The 21584-nt window shown below is 70.1% G+C and carries 19 protein-coding genes; 5 read left to right on the top strand and 14 right to left on the bottom strand.

What is annotated here, in order from left to right; genetic code table 11:
• Positions 1-114 precede the first annotated feature (114 nt).
• Both BHQ18_RS15835 and BHQ18_RS15830 read right to left on the bottom strand, forming a co-directional pair.
• Positions 115-1002, bottom strand: a complete 888-nt coding sequence (locus BHQ18_RS15835) for a universal stress protein (protein WP_069414590.1) — start codon at positions 1000-1002, stop codon at positions 115-117.
• Between the two features lie 57 nt (positions 1003-1059).
• A complete protein-coding gene (locus tag BHQ18_RS15830) occupies positions 1060-1929 on the bottom strand; it encodes a MaoC family dehydratase (RefSeq protein ID WP_069414589.1) in 870 nt (289 codons plus the stop codon).
• Positions 1930-1996: 67 nt separating this feature from the next.
• Between BHQ18_RS15830 and BHQ18_RS15825 the strand changes: the two genes are divergently transcribed.
• Both BHQ18_RS15825 and BHQ18_RS15820 read left to right on the top strand, forming a co-directional pair.
• Positions 1997-3994, top strand: coding sequence for an SDR family oxidoreductase (locus BHQ18_RS15825; protein WP_205866119.1), 1998 nt, complete (start codon positions 1997-1999; stop codon positions 3992-3994).
• A gap of 24 nt (positions 3995-4018) precedes the next feature.
• Positions 4019-5053, top strand: a complete 1035-nt coding sequence (locus BHQ18_RS15820) for a nucleoside hydrolase (RefSeq protein ID WP_084294101.1) — start codon at positions 4019-4021, stop codon at positions 5051-5053.
• Here the strand turns inward: BHQ18_RS15820 and BHQ18_RS15815 are convergent.
• The 5 genes from BHQ18_RS15815 to BHQ18_RS15795 form a co-directional block, all read right to left on the bottom strand.
• Positions 5050-5289 carry a DUF6480 family protein gene (locus tag BHQ18_RS15815; protein WP_069414587.1) on the bottom strand — a complete coding sequence of 80 codons (240 nt, stop codon included), beginning with the start codon at positions 5287-5289 and terminating at the stop codon, positions 5050-5052. The two genes, BHQ18_RS15820 and BHQ18_RS15815, sit on opposite strands and share 4 nt — an antisense overlap.
• A 29-nt stretch (positions 5290-5318) precedes the next feature.
• Positions 5319-6905, bottom strand: a complete 1587-nt coding sequence (locus BHQ18_RS15810; RefSeq protein WP_069414586.1) for a DNA polymerase Y family protein — start codon at positions 6903-6905, stop codon at positions 5319-5321.
• On the bottom strand, positions 6902-7585 hold the full coding sequence (locus BHQ18_RS15805) for a DnaE2-dependent mutagenesis accessory factor ImuA' (protein WP_069414585.1): 684 nt from the start codon (positions 7583-7585) through the stop codon (positions 6902-6904). Before BHQ18_RS15805 ends, BHQ18_RS15810 begins: the two co-directional genes overlap by 4 nt.
• A 176-nt stretch (positions 7586-7761) precedes the next feature.
• Positions 7762-9324 carry a glutamine-hydrolyzing GMP synthase gene (guaA, locus tag BHQ18_RS15800; protein ID WP_069414584.1) on the bottom strand — a complete coding sequence of 521 codons (1563 nt, stop codon included), beginning with the start codon at positions 9322-9324 and terminating at the stop codon, positions 7762-7764.
• Between the two features lie 63 nt (positions 9325-9387).
• A complete protein-coding gene (locus BHQ18_RS15795) occupies positions 9388-9708 on the bottom strand; it encodes a CD225/dispanin family protein (protein ID WP_069414583.1) in 321 nt (106 codons plus the stop codon).
• Positions 9709-9973: 265 nt separating this feature from the next.
• On the opposite strand from BHQ18_RS15795, the gene BHQ18_RS15790 reads away from it, so the two are divergent.
• Both BHQ18_RS15790 and BHQ18_RS15785 read left to right on the top strand, forming a co-directional pair.
• Positions 9974-10738: a beta-phosphoglucomutase family hydrolase gene (locus tag BHQ18_RS15790; protein WP_084294100.1), complete on the top strand. Its 765-nt coding sequence runs from the start codon at positions 9974-9976 to the stop codon at positions 10736-10738.
• Positions 10735-13089 (top strand): glycoside hydrolase family 65 protein, encoded by a 2355-nt coding sequence (locus tag BHQ18_RS15785; RefSeq protein WP_069414582.1) that lies wholly within the window; start codon positions 10735-10737, stop codon positions 13087-13089. Before BHQ18_RS15790 ends, BHQ18_RS15785 begins: the two co-directional genes overlap by 4 nt.
• Positions 13090-13105: 16 nt before the next feature.
• Here the strand turns inward: BHQ18_RS15785 and phoU are convergent, their stop codons facing one another.
• From phoU to guaB, 4 genes are all read right to left on the bottom strand, one after another.
• Positions 13106-13765 (bottom strand): phosphate signaling complex protein PhoU, encoded by a 660-nt coding sequence (gene phoU, locus BHQ18_RS15780; protein ID WP_069414581.1) that lies wholly within the window; start codon positions 13763-13765, stop codon positions 13106-13108.
• Positions 13766-13833: 68 nt separating this feature from the next.
• Positions 13834-15570, bottom strand: coding sequence for a GMC oxidoreductase (locus tag BHQ18_RS15775; RefSeq protein WP_069414580.1), 1737 nt, complete (start codon positions 15568-15570; stop codon positions 13834-13836).
• A 152-nt stretch (positions 15571-15722) separates the two neighbouring features.
• Positions 15723-16850 (bottom strand): GuaB3 family IMP dehydrogenase-related protein, encoded by a 1128-nt coding sequence (locus tag BHQ18_RS15770; protein ID WP_109789310.1) that lies wholly within the window; start codon positions 16848-16850, stop codon positions 15723-15725.
• 58 nt (positions 16851-16908) lie between these two features.
• Positions 16909-18387, bottom strand: coding sequence for an IMP dehydrogenase (gene guaB, locus BHQ18_RS15765; protein WP_234794199.1), 1479 nt, complete (start codon positions 18385-18387; stop codon positions 16909-16911).
• 301 nt (positions 18388-18688) lie between these two features.
• Here guaB and BHQ18_RS15760 point away from each other — a divergent pair, with 301 nt between their 5' ends.
• Positions 18689-19093, top strand: a complete 405-nt coding sequence (locus BHQ18_RS15760; protein ID WP_067226169.1) for a DUF5319 domain-containing protein — start codon at positions 18689-18691, stop codon at positions 19091-19093.
• Positions 19094-19104: 11 nt separating this feature from the next.
• Here the strand turns inward: BHQ18_RS15760 and BHQ18_RS15755 are convergent, their stop codons facing one another.
• The 3 genes from BHQ18_RS15755 to BHQ18_RS15745 form a co-directional block, all read right to left on the bottom strand.
• Positions 19105-20244: an anti-sigma-D factor RsdA gene (locus BHQ18_RS15755; protein WP_069414719.1), complete on the bottom strand. Its 1140-nt coding sequence runs from the start codon at positions 20242-20244 to the stop codon at positions 19105-19107.
• The gene (locus tag BHQ18_RS15750) at positions 20237-20815 is read right to left on the bottom strand and encodes a sigma-70 family RNA polymerase sigma factor (protein WP_069414578.1); all 579 of its coding nucleotides are present in this window, start codon (positions 20813-20815) and stop codon (positions 20237-20239) included. The genes BHQ18_RS15755 and BHQ18_RS15750 overlap by 8 nt, the downstream gene beginning before the upstream one ends.
• An 87-nt stretch (positions 20816-20902) precedes the next feature.
• Positions 20903-21584 (bottom strand): hypothetical protein (locus tag BHQ18_RS15745; protein ID WP_069414577.1); only part of this gene is annotated, 682 nt, incomplete at its 5' end.

Raw genomic sequence — 21584 nt, 5'->3', positions numbered from 1 at the left:
AGGGTCGTTACCAGCGCGGTTTCACAGCCCTCGTGCAGATCTCGAAGAACGTCGAGACCATGTGGCCGGTCCGAATCCAGACCACTGCTGTGTCTGAACTTTCGACTCACGACACTAGGGCAGGTCGTCGGGGCCGAGCGGGTCGCGCGGCACCACCACCATCGGGACGTCGAGCACCCGCAGCATCTTGGCCGCCGTCGACCCCAGAAACAGCCGCCGCGGCGCGCTGAGCCGGCTGGACCCGACCATGATCAGGTCCCCGTCGCGCCAGTCGAGCTTGCCGACCGCGTCCTCGACCGTCGAGCCCTCGACGATGGTCGAGGTCACCGGGAAGCCCTCAGGCAACTCGGCCTTGGCCGATTCGAGTACTGAGCGCGCGTGCGCCCTCGCCCGTTCGCGCACCGCGTCACCGTCCCCACGCAGCGCACCGAACGTCGGATCCAGCGCCACCAGCGACACCAGCCGAAGCGGGGTGCCCGCCGCACGGCCATAACGAACCGCGGTGTCCAGCAAGACATCTGCGCCCTCACGCTCACCGATCGCGCAGGTAGCCTCCCGCACGCGGTCGACGGCCGAATTGCGCATCCCGCGCGGCGCCACGGCCACCGGAAGCGGCGCGGAGTGCAGTAGACCGTTGACCACCGAACCCAGCGAGTATCCGCCGGCCAGCCCCCCACCGGCACCGCCGACGATGATCATCTCGGCCTCGGCGCGCGCGGCCTCCTGGATCAACCCGTCGGCGATGGAGTCGTTGATGCGGACGTGTCCGCGGGCGACGATGTCGTCGGGCACCTTCGCCACGGCCGCGGCCAGCCACTCCTCGGCCTGAGCGACGAGGTGGTGCTCGAAATCGCCGACCGGCTTGATCGACGGCAGCACCCGGTCCGGCGGGAGCACCATGCAGAGATCGAGTTCGGCGCCGAGCGTGCGGGCGAATCGGATGCCGAGCGCCAACGCATCGGCACCGCCCGGGGTGGCCAGGTAACCAACGACGAACCTCATAGTGGACCATCCTGTCAATGAGCGGCGGTCGATGCCCGCGGATCGGCCAAATGACGGTCAGTCGTCGTACTCGGCGGCGCCATCCTCGAGCACCAGTCGGGCATTGGCCCCGTCGGGTTCAGCCGCCTCGGTGCGGAACACCGCGCGCCCGTTCCCGGTCCGCCAGATCGACGTCGTCAGCGTCTCCCCCGGGAACACCGGCGAGGTGAACCGCGCGTCGATGGCGCGGACCTTCCTGGCGTCGCCGCCGCCGAGTTCGGCGACCAGCGCGCGGCCCGCCACCCCGTAGGTGCACAGCCCGTGCAGGATCGGTTTGGGGAACCCGGCGAGCTCGCGGGCGAACCACGGGTCGCTGTGCAGCGGGTTGCGGTCCCCGGAGAGCCGGTAGATGAGTGCCTGATCTTCTCTGGTGGGCAACGAGATTCGCGCATCGGGCTCGCGCTCGGGGATCTCCGGTGCGACGGGCCGCTGCCCCGGCTGCCCGCCGAATCCGCCTTCACCGCGCAGGACCGCGGTGGTGAAGGTCTCGGTGACGACGGCCGAGGTGTCCGGATCGGTGCCCGTGGCCTTGAGCATCACGATCGCGTTCTTACCCTCACCCTTGTCCTGCAGGTCGACGACCTCGGCGACGACGCTGAGCCGGCCCGCCGGCTTGAGCGGTTCGTAGAGCCGGATGCCCTGCGAGCCGTGCAGCAGCATCGCGAAGTTGAACGAACCCACCAGCCCGATCGCCGCGAACGGCAGGCAGGCGATCACCGCGTAGGTGGGCAGCACCTGCTGTTCGATGCCGCGGCTGTTCTCGGTGGTGAACGCGAGATCGGCGGTTCCCGCGCCGACGCCGAGGGCGTAGAGCAGCGTGTCCCGGTCGGTCCACTCAAACGGGTACGGGTCGGTCTTGGCGCCGATGGCGTTGGGGTCGAGAGGCATACCGGGACGATAACCGCCGTCACCGCCGGCATTGACGTTTCCCCGTCCGAGGACCACGATGACCCGCATGCGTTATGTCGTTACCGGCGGTACCGGGTTCATTGGCCGGCGAGTGGTGTCCCGGTTGCTGGACCGCGACCCCGACGCCGAGGTGCTGGTCCTGGTCCGACGAGGCTCGCTGTCCCGCTTCGAACGGTTGGCCACCGCCTGGGGTGAACGCGTCAAACCGCTGGTGGGCGACCTGTCCGCACCGGATCTGGGCCTCTCGCCCGACGTGCTCGCCGAGCTCGCTCCCGTCGACCACGTGGTGCACTGCGGCGCCGTGTACGACATCACCGCCTCCGACGCCAAGCAGCGCGCGGCCAACGTCGACGGCACCCGCGCGGTGATCGGGCTGGCGTTGCGGCTGGACGCGACGCTGCATCACGTGTCGTCGATCGCGGTCGCGGGCACCTTCCGCGGCCAGTTCACCGAGGACGACTTCGACATCGGCCAGGACCTCCCCACCCCTTACCACCAGACCAAGTTCGAGGCCGAACAGCTCGTCCGCACCACCGCGGGACTGCGCTACCGGGTGTACCGGCCGGCGGTCGTGGTCGGCGACTCCCGCACCGGCGAGATGGACAAGGTCGACGGCCCGTACTACTTCTTCCCGCTGCTGGCGAAGCTGGCCAAGCTGCCGTCGCTGACGCCGATGGCGCTGCCCGACGTCGGCCGCACCAACCTGGTGCCCGTCGACTACGTCACCGACGCGCTGGTCGCGCTGATGCACGCGCCCGACCGCGACTGGCAGACGTTCCACCTGACCGCACCGAAAGCCATTGGGCTGCCGGGCATCTACCGCGCGGTGGCCAAGACCGCCGGGCTGCCGCCACTGCGGGGGTCCCTGCCGCGGGCCGCGGCGACGCCGTTGCTGACCGTCGGCGGACGCGCCAAGGTGGTGCGCAACATGGCCGTCACCCAGCTCGGGCTGCCCGCCGAGGTCCTCGACGTCGTGGACCTGATGCCGGTGTTCACCGCCGACAACACCGCAGAAGCATTGCGCGGCACCGGGATCACGGTGCCCGAGTTCTCCGACTACGCGCCCGGGCTGTGGCGCTACTGGGCCGAGAACCTCGACCCGGACCGGGCGCGCCGCGACGATCCGGCCGGACCGCTGGTCGGCAGGCACGTCATCATCACCGGCGCGTCGAGCGGGATCGGCCGGGCCGCGGCGATCGCGGTCGCCGAGCGCGGTGGATGCGTGTTCGCGTTGGCGCGCAACGCCGATGCGCTCGACGAGTTGGTCGCCGACATCCGGGCCCGCGGCGGTCAGGCGCACGCGTTCACCTGTGACGTCACCGATTCGACGTCGGTGGACAGCACGGTCAAGGACATCCTCGGCCGGTTCGACCACGTGGACTACCTGGTCAACAACGCCGGGCGGTCGATCCGCCGCTCGGTGAACGCCTCGACGGACCGCCTGCACGACTACGAGCGGGTGATGGCGGTCAACTACTTCGGCGCGGTGCGGATGGTGCTGGCGCTGCTACCGCATTGGCGCGAACGCAGATTCGGCCACGTGGTCAACGTGTCGAGCGCCGGGGTGCAGGCCCGCAATCCGAAGTACAGCTCGTACCTGCCGACCAAGGCCGCGCTCGACGCGTTCGCCGACGTGGTGGCCACCGAGACACTGTCGGACCACATCACGTTCACCAACATTCACATGCCGCTGGTACGCACCCCGATGATCGTGCCGTCGCGCCGACTCAACCCGGTCCCGGCGATCAGCGCCGAACACGCCGCGGCGATGGTGGTGCGGGCGCTCATCGACAAGCCGGCCCGCATCGACACCCCGCTGGGCACGCTCGCCGATTTCGGCCACTACCTGACCCCGAAGCTGTCCCGTCGGTTCCTTCATCAGCTCTACCTCGGCTACCCGGATTCGGCCGCGGCTCGCGGCGTGCCGCCGTCGTCACGTTCCGTCGCGCGCCGCCCCAAACGGCCCGCGCGGGTGTCGCCGGGCCTGCGGGTGCCGCGGCCGATCAAGTCCGCGGTGCGGCTGGTGCCGGGTGTGCACTGGTAGGCACGGTTCCCTATCGTTGGCGGGGTGAGGGTCTTCGCCGACGTCGACACCGGCGTGGACGACGCGATGGCGCTGGCCTACCTGTTCGCCAGCGACGACGCCGACGTGGTCGGTATCGCTTCGACCGCGGGAAACGTTCCGGCACAGCAGGTTTGCCGTAACAACCTCGGGCTGCTCGAGTTGTGCCGGCTGCCCGGCATCCCGGTGTCCCAGGGGGCCGAGGCGCCGCTCAGCACGCCGCTGCGCACCGCGGAGGACACCCACGGCCCCGAAGGCATGGGGTACGCCCGGCTGCCGGCCACCGGTTTGCGGCTCACCGGCCATGACGCCGCCGACGCGTGGGTGCGTGCGGCGCAGGCGCATCCGGGCGAACTGGTCGCGATCGCCGTCGGCCCGCTGACCAACCTGGCGCTGGCCATGCGCAGAGAACCCGCGCTGCCGACCCTGCTGCGCCGGCTGGTGATCATGGGCGGCGCGTTCGACTACCGCGGCAACACCACCCCGGTGGCCGAGTGGAACATCAGCGTCGACCCGGAGGCCGCGGCCGAGGTGTTCGCAGGGTGGGCCTCCGCGTGGGGCGGGCCTGAACCGGCCCATTTGCCGATTGTGTTGGGGCTGAACTTGACCGAGAACATCGCGATGACGCCCGCGCTGCTCAACCGGCTCGCCTCGGCGGCCGGCGTAGAGGGAGACCCGATGAGTGTGCGCGACGACCGCGGCGCCCGGTCGGCGTCGGCCAATCCGCTGATCGCGGTGCTCGAGGACGCGATGCGGTTCTACTTCGAGTTCCACTTCGACCAGGGCGAGGGGTATCTGGCGCATCTGCACGACCCGCTGGCCGCCGCGGTGGCGCTGGACCCGGACCTGGTCGAGTGCCGCGCCACCACAGTCGACGTCGAACTGACCGGAACGTTGACGCGCGGGATGACGATCGCCGACTGGAGCCACCGGTGGGGTCGCGAGCCCAACGCGCTGGTCGGCGTCGGGGTGGACCCGGGCGTGTTCTTCGACCGGTTCATCGACCGGGTCGGGGCGTTCGCCCGGCGGGTGCCTGTTTAGAGTCCGCCGGTCAGCATCCACACCACCACGGACAGGAACAGCAGCACGAAGAGCGCGATCGCGACGACGCTGAGGACCGCGGTCGGGGTCCAGCGACTGCGTCCGGGTGGGGATTCGACGGCGCCCACTCCCGAGGTCTGGTCGGAGTCCGGCGGCGTCGACCCGGGCGGCACTCCGCCGCCGGGTTCGAGGTCGGGGACGTCGGCTGGGTCGGGATCCGGAGGTATGGCGGTCATCGCTGTGCGGATACCCCTTCACGCGGACGTCACTCATAAATCCCTTCGACGTACCAGCGTCGCTGCCGGTAGCACAGCAGCAGGGCCTGACCGGGCCGGCCGTCGCGGTCCAGCAGCACCTGCGCGCGGGCGGTGCGGCCGGCCCTGGCTTGGTCGGGATCCCACCACCGTTCGTCGACCGGCCACGGCCCGGCCCACCAGGCCAGCCGGCCCGCCTTGACCGCCTTGCCGGGGGCGGCCAGCCGCCACGGGTCGGCGGAGAACAACCCGCGCGCGGTGACCCGCACCGGGCGGTCGTCGGCGTCGAACAGTTCGACCGGGTCGTCGAGCAGCACCGTCGGCGAGGGCTCGGGCAGCTGACCGGGCCACGGCTGCGCGGGGTCGGCCCGCGGCACCAGTTCGTCGCCGAGCGGGGTGAGCGTGATGCGTTCGGCCGGTCCGCGGCCGCCGGACAGCACCGGAACCCGCACCGCCTCCGGACCGAGCAGCCCCTGCACGCGCACCAGCGCGCGTCGCGCCCGCAGCCGGTCCTCTTCGCCGACCCCACCCCACAGCGGCAGCTGCAGCGCCTCGGCCGACACCACCTCCACCGGCCGCAGCCGCAGCACGGTGATCGGCGCAGCGGGCCGGTCGGATGAATCGCGCCGGTTCAGCCACCCGTCGAGCTGCCAGCGCACCCGGTCGGCGGTGGCGTCCTCGGTCAGCGGTTCGGCGCACCGCCAAACCCGTTCCAGCTCTTTGCCGTCGGCGGTGCCGGCGCGGATGGCCAGCCGGGTGCAGCCCACCCCCGCGGCCGCCAGCATGCGGTGCAGATCGGCGGCCAGCGACCGGCCGGCGAAGGCCGCGGCGTCCACCCGGTCGATCGGCGGGTCGCAGTCCATGACCGCGTCGAGTTCGGGTTCGGGTTCACGTCCCGACGGACCCCGCGTCGGCTCCCCCCGGGCGAGCTGGTGCGCGGCCACCGCGTCGGCGCCGAATCGCGACGCCACATCACTGCGGGACAGCGCGGCAAACTGCCCGATGGTGCGGATTCCCATGCGCCACAACAGGTCGACGAGGTCCTCGCGACCGGCCTCGGCCAGGCTGGGCTCGGTGGCCAACTGGCGGATCGACAGCCCCGACAGGAACTGCGCGTCCTGACCGGGCTCGACGATCTGCCCCGCGCGCGCGGCGAAGACCGCGGTGGGCAACTGGTCGGCGATCCCGACCTGACATTCCGCGCCCGCCGCGGCGACCGTGTCGATCAGGCGTTCGGCCGCGTCCTGCTCGGAGCCGAAGTAGCGGGCCGCCCCGCGCACCGGCAGCACCAGCAGCCCCGGCCGCAGCACCTCGGCCCGCGGCACCAGGTCGTCCACGGCGAGTGTGACCTGCTCGAAGTGCCGCGCGTCGCGGGCCGGGTCGGCGGCGACCACATGCAGTTCCGGACAGCGGGCCTGCGCTTCGCGGCGCCGCAGCCCCCGCCGCACCCCGACCGAGCGGGCCGCCGCCGAACACGCGATGACCCGGTTGGCAAGGGTCACCGCGACCGGGGTGGTCGACGGCAGGTCGGCCGCGGCCGCCGCGGCGACGGCCGGCCAGTCCATGCACCAGACGGCCAGCACCCGCGAAGCGCTCATCCGCCGACCGCACGAGCGGGGCCGATCGACCGTCCCACAGCGCGCATGGCGAGCCGGACCCGGTTGATACGGCCGAACCCGGGACGTCCGTGACCGGCGATCTCATAGCCGCTCACCCGGGCCTCCAGTCGGGTCGCCGCGCCCTGCCAGTCCCCATCGGTGACCAGCAGGGTGCAGCCCTTCTGCCGGGCCCGCGCCACCACCGCCCGCGCGCGGGTGGGCGGCACCGCCCGCCCGCCCAGCCCGAGCAGGACAATGTCCATCCCGTCCATCAACACGCCAGCCACCTCGACCGGATCGGCGCCGGGTTCGGGGATGACCGCGATCCGGCTCAGATCGGCGCCCATCTCCACGGCCGCCAGCAGCCCGACGTCGGGTTGGCCCACGATCGCCGCGTGCCCGCCCTCCTTCGTCACCGCCGCGATCATGCTCAACGGCAGCGACCGGGCTCCCGCGACCACTGCCACCGTCCCGCGCGGCAACGGCTTGGGAAGCAGTTCGGCCAGCGTTTCGGGCACCGGCAGCAAAGTTTCCGAGTCCGGAAGTTGATCAACCGCCGAGGCCACGCCGCGCCGGGCCGCGCCCACCTTGCCGGAGACCTCCGCCATCTTGCGGCGCAGGTGTTCGACCTGTTCAGCGCGGGTAAGCGGACGTTGATCCAGGCTTGCCGCAGTTGTCACAGCAGCACCTCCCGCATCATCAGAATCACCCGTTGTTCGAATGTATGTTCGATACGCCGAGTAAACACCTACCCACCGACACCGTCAAGCGGCCTCAGGGGCGCGAGCAGACACAGAATCGCGTTCGCGCGACCCGTTTCATGCGAGTTTGCGTCTGCTCGCCAGGGAAAGAGGGGCTACTCCCACTCGATGGTGCCGGGCGGCTTGCTCGTCACATCGAGCACAACCCGGTTGACGTCGGCCACCTCGTTGGTGATGCGCGTGGAGATGCGTTCGAGCACCTCGTAGGGCACCCGCGTCCAGTCCGCGGTCATCGCGTCCTCGCTGGACACCGGCCGCAGCACGATCGGATGCCCGTAGGTCCTGCCGTCGCCCTGCACGCCGACCGAACGGACATCGGCGAGCAGCACCACCGGGCACTGCCAGATCTGGTTGTCCAGACCGGCCGCGGTCAGTTCCTCGCGGGCGATCGCATCGGCGCGCCGCAGCGTCTCCAGCCGGGCCGCGGTGACCTCACCGACGATCCGGATGCCCAGGCCCGGGCCCGGAAATGGTTGGCGCGCAACGATTTCCTCTGGCAGGCCCAGTTCGCGGCCGACCGCGCGCACTTCGTCTTTGAACAGCAGCCGCAGGGGTTCGACGAGCTTGAACTTCAGATCGTCGGGCAGGCCGCCGACGTTGTGGTGGCTCTTGATGTTCGCGGTGCCCGCCCCGCCGCCGGACTCCACCACGTCCGGATACAGCGTGCCCTGCACCAGGAAGTCGACGTCAGGACCGCCGCCCTCGACGAGGCCCCGCACCGCCCCTTCGAACGCCCGGATGAACTCCCGTCCGATGATCTTGCGTTTGCCCTCGGGGTTGGTCACCCCCGACAGCGCCTCGAGGAACCGGTCGGCGACGTCGACGGTGACCAGGTTGGCATGGGTGGCGGCGACGAAATCGCGCTGCACCTGGGCCCGCTCCCCCGCCCTGAGCAGCCCGTGGTCGACGAACACACAGGTCAGCCGGTCTCCGATGGCGCGTTGGACCAGCGCGGCCGCGACCGCCGAGTCCACGCCGCCGGACAGCCCGCAGATCGCCCGCCCGTCGCCGATCTGTGAGCGGACCTGCTCGACGAGCGCGTCGGCGATGTTGGCCGGCGTCCAGGTCGAGTCGATGCCGGCGAACTCGTGCAGGAACCGGCTGAGCACCTGTTGCCCGTGCGGGGTGTGCATCACCTCGGGGTGGTACTGCACACCGGCCAGCCGCCGGCCCCGGTGCTCGAACGCCGCGACCGGCGCCCCCGCACTGACCGCGACCACCTCGAACCCGTCCGGCGCCGCGGTCACCGCGTCGCCGTGGCTCATCCACACCGGCTGCTTCTCGGGCAGATCCGAATGCAGTTCTCCGCCAGTGACATTCAATTCGGTGCGGCCGTACTCGCGGGTGCCGGTCTGAGCCACGGTGCCGCCGAGCGTCTGGGCCATCGCCTGGAAGCCGTAGCAGATGCCGAACACCGGCACGTCCAGGTCGAACAGTTCGGGGTTCAGTTGCGGCGCCCCGTCCTCGTACACGCTGGCGGGGCCGCCGGAGAGCACGATGGCCTGCGGGTCGCGCGCCTTGATCTCCTCGACGCTGGCGGTGTGCGGGATCACCTCGGAGTACACGCGCGCCTCCCGCACTCGGCGGGCGATCAGTTGCGCGTATTGCGCGCCGAAGTCGATCACCAGGACGGGACGCGGGGCGGCTCCAGATGTCACCGGGTCAGTCTAGTTGGCCGCGACGGGCTCACCTCTGCAGCGCGGTGAGCGAACGCACGGTCGTCACATGTATGCGAGCCCACCCCCGGCGAGCCCGACGACGCCGTAGATGACGATGACGACGACGCCGGCGATGGCACCCCAGATCGCCCATTTCTTGGCGTCGTCGGCGGCCTTCTGCGCCTGCGCGTACTGCCCCTGCCCCCACAGCCCGGACACCTTCGCCGCGTTGATGATCGAGACGATGCCAAATGGCAGGCAGCACAACACCGTGACCAGAATGCCCCACACCAGATTGCTGTCGGGTTGCTGCGGGGGAACACCCGGCGGCGGCCCGTACCCGTACCCCTGCGGCGGCGGTGGTGGCGGTGGCGGATACGTCATCGGTGTCCCCTTGTCTCGAGGTGCCTGAGCCCGCTCAATATAAGCCACCGGTTTGCTGTGCGCGCGGATTTCGCTCATCGTCGGCGGGCGTTACCGCAGCCCAGACATGACCAGCCGGAATGTGGAAGAAATTCGCTGACATCGAGGCTCGAAATGCGTTGTCCCGCAGCACCTGTTTCAAGAGTGCAGCTATTCGGCAAACCGCGGCAGGTATGTTCGTCGAAGCGCAAGTATGCCCGCGCACCATAACGGGAATGGGTGAGATGTGCCTGCAGACGATGAACCAAACCGCCGACTCGGTCTACCCGAGCAGATTCGCGCCACCCTGTTCGATCTCGACGGCGTGCTGACCGACACGGCCAGCGTGCACAAGAAGGCGTGGAAGACCATGTTCGACGAATTCCTGCGACGACGCGCCGAACGCACCGGCGAGGCGTTCACCGAATTCGACATCGACGCCGACTACCTGACCTATGTCGACGGCAAGAAGCGCGAGGACGGGGTGCGGTCGTTTCTGACCAGCCGCGGCATCGACCTGCCGGAGGGCGGCCCGGACGACGACCCGCAGACCGAAAGCGTCCACGGTCTGGGCAACCGCAAGAACAGGCTGTTCACCGACGTCCTGCACAGCGACGGCGTCGACGTGTTCGAGGGGTCGCGGCGTTATCTGGAAGCTGTGGCGGCCGCCGGCCTCGGCGTCGCGGTGGTGTCCTCGAGCGCCAACACCCGCGAGGTCCTCGAGCTGACCGGCCTCGACCACTTCGTGGCGCACCGCGTCGACGGCGTCGTGCTGCGCGAGGAGAACATCGCAGGCAAGCCCGCCCCCGATTCGTTCCTACGCGCCGCCGAGCTGCTCGGCGTGCCGCCCGCCCAGGGCGCGGTGTTCGAGGACGCGCTGTCGGGGGTGGCCGCGGGACGGGCAGGCGATTTCGGCCTGGTCGTCGGCGTCGACCGGGCCGGCCACGCGGATGCGTTGCGGGACAACGGCGCTGACATCGTCGTAACCGACCTGGCGGAGCTGCTCCGATGATCGACGACACCGTGTTCCCGATCGAACCGTGGCGGCTGCGGGAAGCGTCGCTGAACCTGGACATCCTCGCGCAATCGGAATCGTTGTTCGCGCAATCCAACGGCCACATCGGGTTTCGCGGAAACCTCGACGAAGGCGAACCGCACGGCCAGCCGGGCACCTACCTCAACTCCTTCTACGAAGTGCGTCCGCTGCCGTACGCCGAAGCGGGATACGGCTACCCCGAGGACGGGCAGACCGTCGTCAACGTCACCAACGGCAAGCTGATGCGCCTGCTGGTCGACGACGAACCCTTCGACGTCCGTTACGGTTCGCTACACGAGCACGAGCGCGTCCTCGACTTCCGCTCCGGCACGCTCAAACGCACCGCGCTGTGGGAGTCGCCGGCGGGCAAGCGGATCAAAGTCATCTCCACCCGACTGGTCTCGCTCACCCAGCGCAGCGTCGCGGCCATCGAGTATGTCGTCGAGGCGCAGGACGAGTTCGTCCGGGTGACCGTGCAGTCCGAACTGGTCGCCAACGAGCAACTGCCGCAGTCGTCGAACGACCCGCGGGTGGCCGCGGTGCTCGACAAGCCACTGGATCCGGTGCAGCACGAGAACTCCGACCGCGGAGCGATCCTGCTGCACCGCACCAGGGCAAGCAACCTGATGATGGCCGCGGCGATGGACCACGACGTCGAGGTGCCCGGCCGCGTCGAGGTGACCACCGGTTCCGGAATGGACTGGGCCACCACCACCGTGATCTGCGGGCTGCGTCCCGGTCAGCGGCTGCGGATCGTCAAGTACCTCGCCTACGGCTGGTCGAGCCTGCGGTCGCGGCCGGCGCTGCGCGATCAGGCCGCCGCCGCGCTCAGCAGCGCCCGTTACACGGGGTGGCAGGGCCTGCTCGACGCCCAGCGCGAATACCTCGACGACTTCTGGGACGGCGCCGACGTCGAAGTGGAGGGCGACAACGCCATTCAGCAGGCGGTGCGGTTCGCCCTGTTCCAGGTGCTGCAGGCCAGCGCGCGCGCCGAACGCCGGGCCATCCCGGGCAAGGGGCTGACCGGAACCGGCTACGACGGCCACACCTTCTGGGACACCGAGGGTTTCGTGCTGCCGCTACTGACCTACACCGAACCGGCCGCGGCCGCCGACGCGCTGCGATGGCGCGCCTCGATCCTGCCGATGGCCAAAGAGCGTGCCGCGCAACTCGACCTGAAGGGCGCGGCATTTCCGTGGCGCACGATCCGCGGTGAGGAGTGCTCGGCGTACTGGCCGGCGGGGACCGCCGCGTTCCACGTGAACGCCGACATCGCCATGGCTTTCGAGCGGTACCGCATCGTGACCGGCGACGACTCACTGGACGCCGAATGCGGGCTGCGGGTCCTCGTCGAAACCGCCCGGTTGTGGCTGTCGCTGGGCCAGCACGACCGGCACGGCGTGTGGCACATCGACGGCGTGACCGGACCCGACGAGTACACGGCCGTGGTGCGCGACAACGTGTTCACCAACCTGATGGCAGCGGCCAATCTGCGCGCGGCCGCGAACGCGTGCGGCCGGCACGTCGACGCCGCGGCGGCGATGGGCGTCACCAGCGAGGAGATGGCCGCCTGGCGCGACGCCGCCGACGCCGCGCACATCCCGTTCGACGAGGAACTGGGTGTGCACCCGCAGTCCGAGGGGTTCACCACGCTGCGCGAGTGGGACTTCGTCGACAACACCGTCTACCCGCTGCTGCTGAACGAACCCTATGTCCGGCTCTATCCCGCGCAGGTGGTCAAACAGGCCGACCTGGTGTTGGCGATGCACTGGCAGGGCCACGCGTTCACCGCCGAGCAGAAGGCCCGCAACGTCGACTACTACGAGCGGCGCACCACGCGGGACTCGTCGCTGTCGGCGTGCACGCAGGCCGTGATGTGCGCGGAGGTGGGCCATCTCGAACTGGCCCACGAATACACCTACGAGGCCGCGATGATCGATCTGCGCGACCTGCACCACAACACCCGCGACGGGCTGCACATGGCTTCGCTGGCCGGCGCGTGGGCAGCGCTGGTGGCCGGTTTCGGCGGGCTGCGCGACGACGAGGGGGTGCTCAAGCTCAACCCCAGCCTGCCCAGCGGTATCTCCCGGTTGCGGTTCCGGTTGCGCTGGCGCAACTTCCGGTTGACGGTCGACGTCAACCACGACGACGTCACCTACACGCTGCGTGACGGTCCCGACGCGTGCCTGATGATCCGGCACGGCGACGAGGAGCTCGAACTGAACTCGCGGCAGCCCACGACGGTTCCGGTGAACCGGTGCGAACCGCTGCTGGCGCCGCCGCCGCAGCCGCCGTGCCGGGAACCGCTGGGGCGACGGCGGATGTGAGGTCGGCGCGTCGGTCTCAGACCATCTGCTTGTGCAGCGGGAGGCCGCCGGTGGCCTCGAAGATCACCCGCTTGCCGATCTCGACGGCGTGGTCGGCGAACCGTTCGTAGTAGCGGCTCAGCAGCGCCACGTCGACCGCCGAGCACACCCCGGTCTGCCATTTGTGGTCGATCAGCAGCGTGAACAGGTGCCGGTGCTCGGCGTCGACGGCGTCGTCCTCCTCGCGCAGCCGCGCCGCCTTGTCCGGGTCTCGGGTCAGCAGCACCTCGCGCGCCGTCGCCGCCAGCTGCACCGCGCGGGCGCCCATCTCGGCGAAACTGGCGCGCACGTCGGCGGGCAGTGCGCAGTCCGGGTGCCGCAGCCGCGAGATGCCGGCGACGTGCACGGCCAGCGCGCCCATCCGGTCGATGTCGGCGGCGATGTGGATCGAGCCGACGACCGTGCGCAGGTCAGTGGCCACGGGTTGCTGTAACGCGAGGATGCGCAACGCGTGCTGCTCGACCTGCCGGTTCAGCGCGACGATGTACTCGTGGTCGGCGATGACCTGCTCGGCCAGCGTCAGATCCGCGTCGAGAAGCGCGCGCGTCGCACGCTCCATGGCGACCACCGCCAACCCGCACATCTCTCCCAGCCGGTCAGACAACTCCGACAGCTGTTCCTGATACGCGGTGCGCATACCGCTCCTCCTCTGCTCGACGACACGGGCGGTCCGAGCGCAGGTGGGGGTACCCGCATGAGCGCGTTTCAACCGGCGGTGCTGACCGGTTCGATCGGCAACCGGCGCAGCGCGGCAGGCGCGTCGGCGGGTACCACCGGGTGCTCGGGCGCCACCGGCGCCAAGCGGCGGTACGCCTCGCCCTGCGCGGGCCGCAGGTCCTGCTCGCCCTTGTTCGGCCACAGCGATGTCGCCCGCTCGGCCTGGGCGGTGATCGAAAGCGACGGGTTCACACCGAGATTGGCCGAGATCGCGGCGCCGTCGTGCACCGACAGCGTCGGGTACCCGTAGACGCGGTGGTACGGGTCGATGACGCCGTGCTCGGGGCTGTCGCCGATCGCGGCGCCGCCGAGGAAGTGCGCGGTGAGCGGGATGTTGAACAGTTCGCCCCAGGTGCCGCCGGCGACGCCGTCGATCTTCTTGGCGATGCGGCGGGTCACCTCGTTGCCGACCGGGATCCAGGTGGGGTTCGGCGCGCCGTGGCCCTGCCTGCTGGAGAACCGCCGGATGCCCAACCGGTTGCGGCGGGTGAACGTGGTGATCGAGTTGTCGAGGTGCTGCATCACCAGCGCGATCAGCGTGCGTTCGCTCCACCGCCGCACGTTGAGCAGCCGCAGGGTGCCGCGCGGATCGTGGCGAGCGTTGACGAACAGCTGTTTCCAGCGCGGAATCCCGGCGCCCTCGGGTCCGTCGCCGTCGGTCATCAGCGTCTGCAGCAGCCCCATCGCGTTGGAGCCCTTGCCGTAACGCACGGGTTCGATGTGGGTGTCCGGTGTCGGGTGGATCGACGACGTGATCGCCACGCCGTGCGTCAGGTCGAGGTCGTCGGACACCTCGAAACGCCCTGCCCCGACGATGGATTCGGAGTTGGTGCGGGTCAGCACGCCGAGTTTGTCGGACAGCTTGGACAGCTTGCCCGCATCGCGCATGTTGAACAGCAGACGCTGGGTGCCCCAGGTTCCGGCCGCCAGCACCACGTGGCTGGCGGTGAACGTCCGGCGCCGACGCCGCACCCACGCGCCGGTTTTCGCGGTGCGGACCTCCCACAGCCCGTCGGCGCGCTGCTCGAAGCTGGTCACGGTGGTCATCGGAATCACCTCGGCGCCATGGCGTTCGGCCAGTCCGAGGTAGTTCTTGAGAAGGGTGTTCTTGGCGCCGTAGCGGCAGCCGGTCATGCACGCCCCGCATTCGATGCATCCGGTGCGTTCGGGCCCGGCACCGCCGAAGTACGGGTCGGGCACGGTCTTTCCGGGGGCCTTGGTGCCGTCGGGCCCGAAGAACACGCCGACCGGTGTGGGCACGAACGTGTCACCGACACCCATCTCGTCGGCGACCTCCTTGACGACGCGGTCGGCGTCGGTGAACGTCGGGTTGGTGACGACGCCGAGCATGCGCTGCGCCTGGTCGTAGTGCGGCATCAACTCGCCGCGCCAGTCGGTGATGTCTTTCCACTGCGGGTCGTTGAAGAACGGGTCCGGTGGTACGTAGAGGGTGTTGGCGTAGTTCAGCGATCCGCCGCCCACACCGGCGCCGGCCAGGATCATCACGTTGCGCAGCAGGTGGATTCGCTGAATCCCGAACATCCCGAGGCGTGGCGCCCACAGGAACTTGCGCAGGTTCCAGGAGGTCTTGGCGAAGTCCTCGTCGTCGAACCGCCGCCCGGCCTCGAGCACGCCGACGCGGTAGCCCTTCTCGGTGAGCCGCAGCGCGCTGACGCTGCCGCCGAACCCCGAACCGATCACGAGAACGTCGTAGTCAGGCTTCATGGCCCCCAGTATGGCGTTACCCGGCGGTAACTTCTAGACAGGGCCGCCTAACTTGTAAAGCGCCTGGTGTGCGGTTTTCATCGCGAGCAGACGCAGAGTCGCACGGAAATCGCCCCGACAGCGCGATTCTGCGTCTGCTCGCGGAAGGACTCTCAGCTTCCGACGGTCAGCCCGACCTTCTGGAACTCCTTGAGGTCGCAGTAGCCGGCCTTGGCCATCGAGCGGCGCAGCCCGCCGACCAGGTTCAGCGACCCGTACGGGTCGTCGGACGGCCCGTCGAGCACCTGCTGCAGCGACGGCCGCTCACCGAACGCCACCTGCAGGAACGCGCCGCGCGGCAGCGACGGATGCGCCGCGGCGGCCGGCCAGAACCAGCCGTTGCCCAGCGCCTCGGCCGAGGTGGCCAGCGGCGTGCCCAGCACCACCGCGTCGGCGCCGCAGGCGATGGCCTTGGCCAGATCGCCGGAGGTGTGCATGTCGCCGTCGGCCAGCACGTGCACGTAGCGCCCGCCGGTCTCGTCGAGGTATTCGCGCCGGGCGGCGGCGGCGTCGGCGATCGCGGTGGCCATCGGCACGCTGATGCCGAGCACCTCGTCGGACGTCGTCACCCCGGACGTGGAGCCGTAGCCGACGATGACGCCGGCGGCGCCGGTGCGCATCAGGTGCAGCGCGGTGCGGTGGTCGAGCACGCCGCCCGCGACGACCGGGATGTCGAGTTCGGAGATGAACGTCTTGAGGTTCAGCGGCTCACCGTCGTTCGCGACGCGTTCGGCGGAGATGATCGTGCCCTGGATGACCAGCAGGTCGATGCCGGCGGCGAGCAGGGTCGGCGTCAACGCCTGCGCGTTCTGCGGGCTGACCCGCACGGCGGTGGTGACCCCGGCCTCGCGGATCCGGGCGACGGCCGCGCCGAGCAGATCCGGATCCAGTGGCGCGGCGTGCAACTGCTGCAGCAGACGGGTGGCCGCCGCGGACTCGGGTTCCTTCTCCGCGGTCTCGATCACCTGGGCGATTTTGGCCTCGACGTCGGCGTGCCTGCCGATCAGGCCTTCACCGTTGAGCACGCCGAGCCCGCCCAGCTTGCCCATCTCGATCGCGAACTCCGGCGAGACCAGCGCGTCGGTCGGGTGTGCGACGACCGGGATCTCGAAGCGGTACGCGTCGAGTTGCCACGCGGTCGAGACGTCCTTCGACGACCGGGTGCGGCGCGACGGCACGATGTTGATGTCGTCGAGTTCGTATGTGCGGCGGGCGGTTCTGCCCATGCCGATCTCAACCATGTCTCGCACGGCCCGTTTATCTCCTCTTTGAGCAGGCGCTCACCGGCACAGCACCCGGTCAGCGGGTGGTGTAGTTCGGTGCCTCGACGGTCATCGTGATGTCGTGCGGATGGCTTTCCTTGAGACCGGCCGCGGTGATCTGGACGAACTGCGCTTGTTGCAACTGCTCGATGGTCGCCGACCCGGTGTAGCCCATGGCCGCGCGCAGACCGCCGGTGAGCTGGTGGATGACCGTCGCGAGCGGACCGCGGTACGGCACCCGCCCCTCGATGCCTTCGGGCACGAGCTTGTCCTCGCTGAGCACGTCGTCCTGGAAGTAGCGGTCCTTGGAGTAGGAACCGCGCACCGCGCCGGCTGCGTTGCGGCCCTGCATCGCGCCCAGCGACCCCATGCCGCGGTAGCTCTTGAACTGCTTGCCGTTGACCAGGATCAGCTCGCCCGGCGACTCGGCGGTGCCGGCCAGCAGCGAGCCCAGCATCGCGGTCGAGGCGCCGGCGGCCAGCGCCTTGGCGATGTCACCGGAGTACTGCAGACCGCCGTCGGCGATCACCGGGACACCCGAGGGAGCGCACGCGGCGACGGCCTCGAGGATCGCGGTGATCTGCGGTGCGCCGACACCGGCGACCACCCGGGTGGTGCAGATCGAGCCCGGCCCGACGCCGACCTTCACCGCGTCCGCGCCGGCCTGCACGAGCGCGGCGGCCGCGGCGCGCGTCGCGATGTTGCCGCCGATCACCTCGACGCGCTCGCCGACGGCGGCTTTCACGCGGCTCACCATGTCCAGCACGCCGCGGTTGTGCGCGTGCGCGGTGTCGACGACGAGCACGTCGACGCCCGCATCGACCAGCGTCATGGCGCGGGTCCAGGCGTCGTCGCCGACCCCGACCGCCGCGCCGACCAGCAGACGGCCGTCGGAGTCCTTGGTGGACAGCGGGAACTGCTCGGTCTTGACGAAGTCCTTGACGGTGATCAGCCCGGTGAGCTTGCCGTGGCCGTCGACGATCGGCAGCTTCTCGATCTTGTGGCGCCGCAGCAGGCCCAGCGCGGCCTCGGCGGAGACCCCTTCGCGCGCGGTGATCAGCGGGGCCTTGGTCATCACCTCGGAGACCGGCTTGGACTGGTCGACCTCGAAACGCATGTCGCGGTTGGTGATGATGCCGACCAGTTCTCCGGTGTCGTCGACGACCGGCAGGCCCGAGATGCGGAACCGCGCGCACATCGCGTCGACCTCGGCCAGCGTGTTGTCCGGCGAGCAGGTGACCGGATCGGTGACCATCCCGGCTTCTGAGCGTTTGACGGTCTCCACCTGACCGGCCTGCTCGGCCACCGGCAGGTTGCGGTGCAGTACGCCCATCCCGCCGGCGCGGGCCATGGCGATCGCCATGCGGGCCTCGGTGACGGTGTCCATCGCGGAGCTGACGAGCGGCACCTTGAGCCGGATCCTGCGGGTCAGCTGGCTCGAGGTGTCGGCGGTCGCGGGCACGACGTCGGACGCGGCCGGCAGCAGCAGCACATCGTCGAAGGTGAGGCCGAGCATGGCGACCTTCGTCGGATCGTCGCCGCCGGTCGGCACCGGCACCGTGAACGTGATGTTGTTTTCGCCGGTCGACGTGGGTGTCGATGTGGGTATCGACAAGGCGGGCCTCCAGTAACAAACGCAGCCGAACACAGGCGTCGAGCTAGGAACTCATCCTATCGGCTGCGGCCTTGCCGGCCGGTGTCACGGGCCATGACGCTGCTAACTATTCGGTGGCGCGTTTTGCCGCCGGGGCGACACGGCCCGCCGGTGGCGACTAACGGCTAGCGCGATCCCAGCCCCGCTGCGTAGGGTGGGACCCGTGCGAGATCACCTGCCGCCGGGTTTGCCACCCGACCCGTTCGCCGATGACCCGTGCGACCCTTCGGCCGCGCTGGACGCGCTCGAGCCCGGCCAGCCGCTGGACCCGCAGGAGCGGACCGCGGTCGAGGCCGATCTCGCCGATCTCGCGGTGTACGAGGCGCTGCTGGCCCACAAGGGCATCCGGGGCCTGGTGGTCTGCTGTGACGAATGCCAGCAGGACCACTACCACGACTGGGACATGCTGCGCGCCAACCTGCTACAGCTGCTGGTCGACGGCACGGTTCGTCCGCACGAGCCGGCTTACGACCCGGAACCCGACGCCTATGTGACGTGGGATTACTGCCGCGGATACGCCGACGCCTCACTGAATGAGGCGACGTCGGAGACCGACGGCTACCGCTGACTCACTGATTCTCAGCTGGGCTCGTCGTCGGGCTCGGGCACCACGACCGTCGTGGTGACCGGCGCCTGCTGAACGGGCCGTTCTGACGTGGGCGCCTGCACCGGCGCCTCACTTTCCTGCTGCACCACTGACGCCGTGGTTGTCGGCGTCGGCAGCGGTGTGGTGGCCGTCGTCCGCGGAATGCTGGTCGGGCTCGGCAGCGGTGCGCTGGCCGACGGCGTCGGCGCGGCCGTGGTCGGCAAAAGCGTCGGCGCTTGCGAGGTCGACCGCGTCGGCGTCGGTATCTGAGACGGGGTCGGAATCTGGGACGGCGTCGGTATCTGGGACGGGGTCGGTATCTGAGACGGGGTCGGTATCTGAGACGGCGACGGCGACGGTTCACTCGGTGGTGTCGTCTCCGAGGGCGGCGTGGTCTCCGACGGTGACGTCGTCTCGCTCGGCGGTGTTGTCTCAGACGGCGGCGTCGTCGTCGTCAGATCCGACGGCGGCGTCTGGAGCACGGTCACCGGGATGTCCGGGAACGTCGGCAGCGGGGCGCCCGGCGGCACGGTCGCCGCGGGATCCTGCGCCTCGACCTTGACCGTCAACTCCTGCCACTGCGTGACGAGTTCTTCCTTGCGATCGGTGTCGCCGACGGTGGCAACCGTGGTGGTCAGCGTCTCGAGCTTGTCCTGGGCCGCCTGCCACTGCCCCTGGTCGATCAGCTGCTGCACCTCGGCCATCTGGGTCTGGGCGGCGAGGACGACGGCGTCGTCGCGGGCGTTGTTCTGCTCACCGAACAGCATCGTGCGCAGCCCGTAGAGGGCGTCGCCCGGTCCGGAACCGGCGACCACCGCGCCGACGCCGCCGAGACACAGCACCGCCGCGGCGGTCGAGCCGACCACCGCCAACGTGAAGCGGTTGCGCCGACGCGACGCTGCGGCGCGGTCCAGTGCCAGCACCGCGTCGCGCGGTGTCACCGTCGCGGTCAGCGGCGCTTCGCGGACCTCGTCGCGCCACCCGGCCAGCAGGTACGCCAGTTCAGCCTCGCCGGGATCGGTCGAATACACCGGCTGCTGGTAGGCCAGCGAGTCGAGGAACCGGTCGGTGCGGTTGATCTCGTTGAGCGACGGGTCGCCGCCGTTGGAAGTCCAGCGTCCGAAGTCAGGCATGGTCACGCCCCGTCGCCACGATCTCGGACTTGAGCCGCGCCAACGCACGGTGCTGGGCGACCCGCACGGCGCCGGCGGTGCTGCCGACCGCCTCGGCGGTCTCTTCGGCGCTCATGCCGACCACCACGCGCAGGATCAGGATCTCGCGCTGTTTCTCGGGCAGCACGGCGAGCAGCTTCTTCATCCGCGCCGAGGCCTCCGAGTCGAGGGCCATCTGCTCAGGACCGGCGTCCAGCGAAAACCGCTCCGGCACGACGTCGGTCGGGTCGGATCGGTTCCTGGCCGCTGCGCGATGCGCGTCAGCAACCTTGTGAGCGGCAATGCCGTACACGAAGGCCAGGAACGGTCGTCCCTGATCCTTATACCGCGGCAGCGCCGTGATGGCGGCCAAGCAAACCTCCTGCGCAACGTCGTCTGCTGAAAGCCCACTTCGTTCAGCCGAACCGACCCGTGCCCGGCAGTACCGAACAACGATCGGCCGGATGGTCTCCAGCACCTCCCGGAGCGCGTCCCGGTTTCCTGCCACTGCCTCAGCAACGACAGCATCGAGACGTTCTCCCGAAATTGTCATCGTGGGCGATCTCTCCAACGTTACGAACGACGCGTCCCGGAACGGACGGCCAGCTAAACAATATCTTTCAGAACGGCGTTGACCCGCTCACCGCACCGACCACACGCCGCCCCGTCGACGCACCGTCTCGGCGCAGTCATCGCGCAGCGCCGCCGTGGCATGCGTCGAATGGTGGGCGCTGCCGATGTCGGTCAGCAAGCAGGCTAACGCCCACTGCAGCGGAACCATTCCGAGCCGCTGCGTGTCATCGAGGGCCGCATCGGCGACCGCGCGGGCACCGTCGAGGTCGCCGGCGCTGCACCGCGCGGCGGCCAGCACCACCGCGGACTTGACCGAGTGGCGCGCCGATCCGTAGGCCGTGGCGTGCTCGACGGCCTGCTCCGCGTGGCCGACCGCGGCGCTCCCCTGCCCGCGCGCCATCGCCAGTTCGGCGGTCACCCACGACTGACGCACCCTCAGCCGGAGCTCGCCGGCATCGTCGACCCGACCGGCTGCCCGCGCCAGCGCCCTGGCCGACGCGGCGAAGCGGCCCACCCCGAGGGCGTCGGCGGCGAGCCCGATCAACGCGTCGGCGGACGCCTCCGGATCGGGCCCGGCGAGCGCGAGCGCGCGTCCGTCCCACGGCCGGGCCGCTTCATGCCAGCCGAGTTGACGCAGAAAGGAGGCCTGGGTGCTGCATGCCAGCGAGCCGTCGCGGCCCGCGCGGCGGTAGAGGGGCGCGAGTTCGGCGCGGGCGCTCGCGTAGCGCCCCTGGCCGCCCGCGGCGACA

It is taken from the genome of Mycolicibacterium flavescens (genome assembly GCF_001722335.1).
In the GTDB taxonomy this organism is placed as follows: domain Bacteria; phylum Actinomycetota; class Actinomycetes; order Mycobacteriales; family Mycobacteriaceae; genus Mycobacterium; species Mycobacterium flavescens.
Note: the sequence above shows the minus strand (reverse complement) of the source record. Positions and strands in the feature narration are given on the sequence as shown.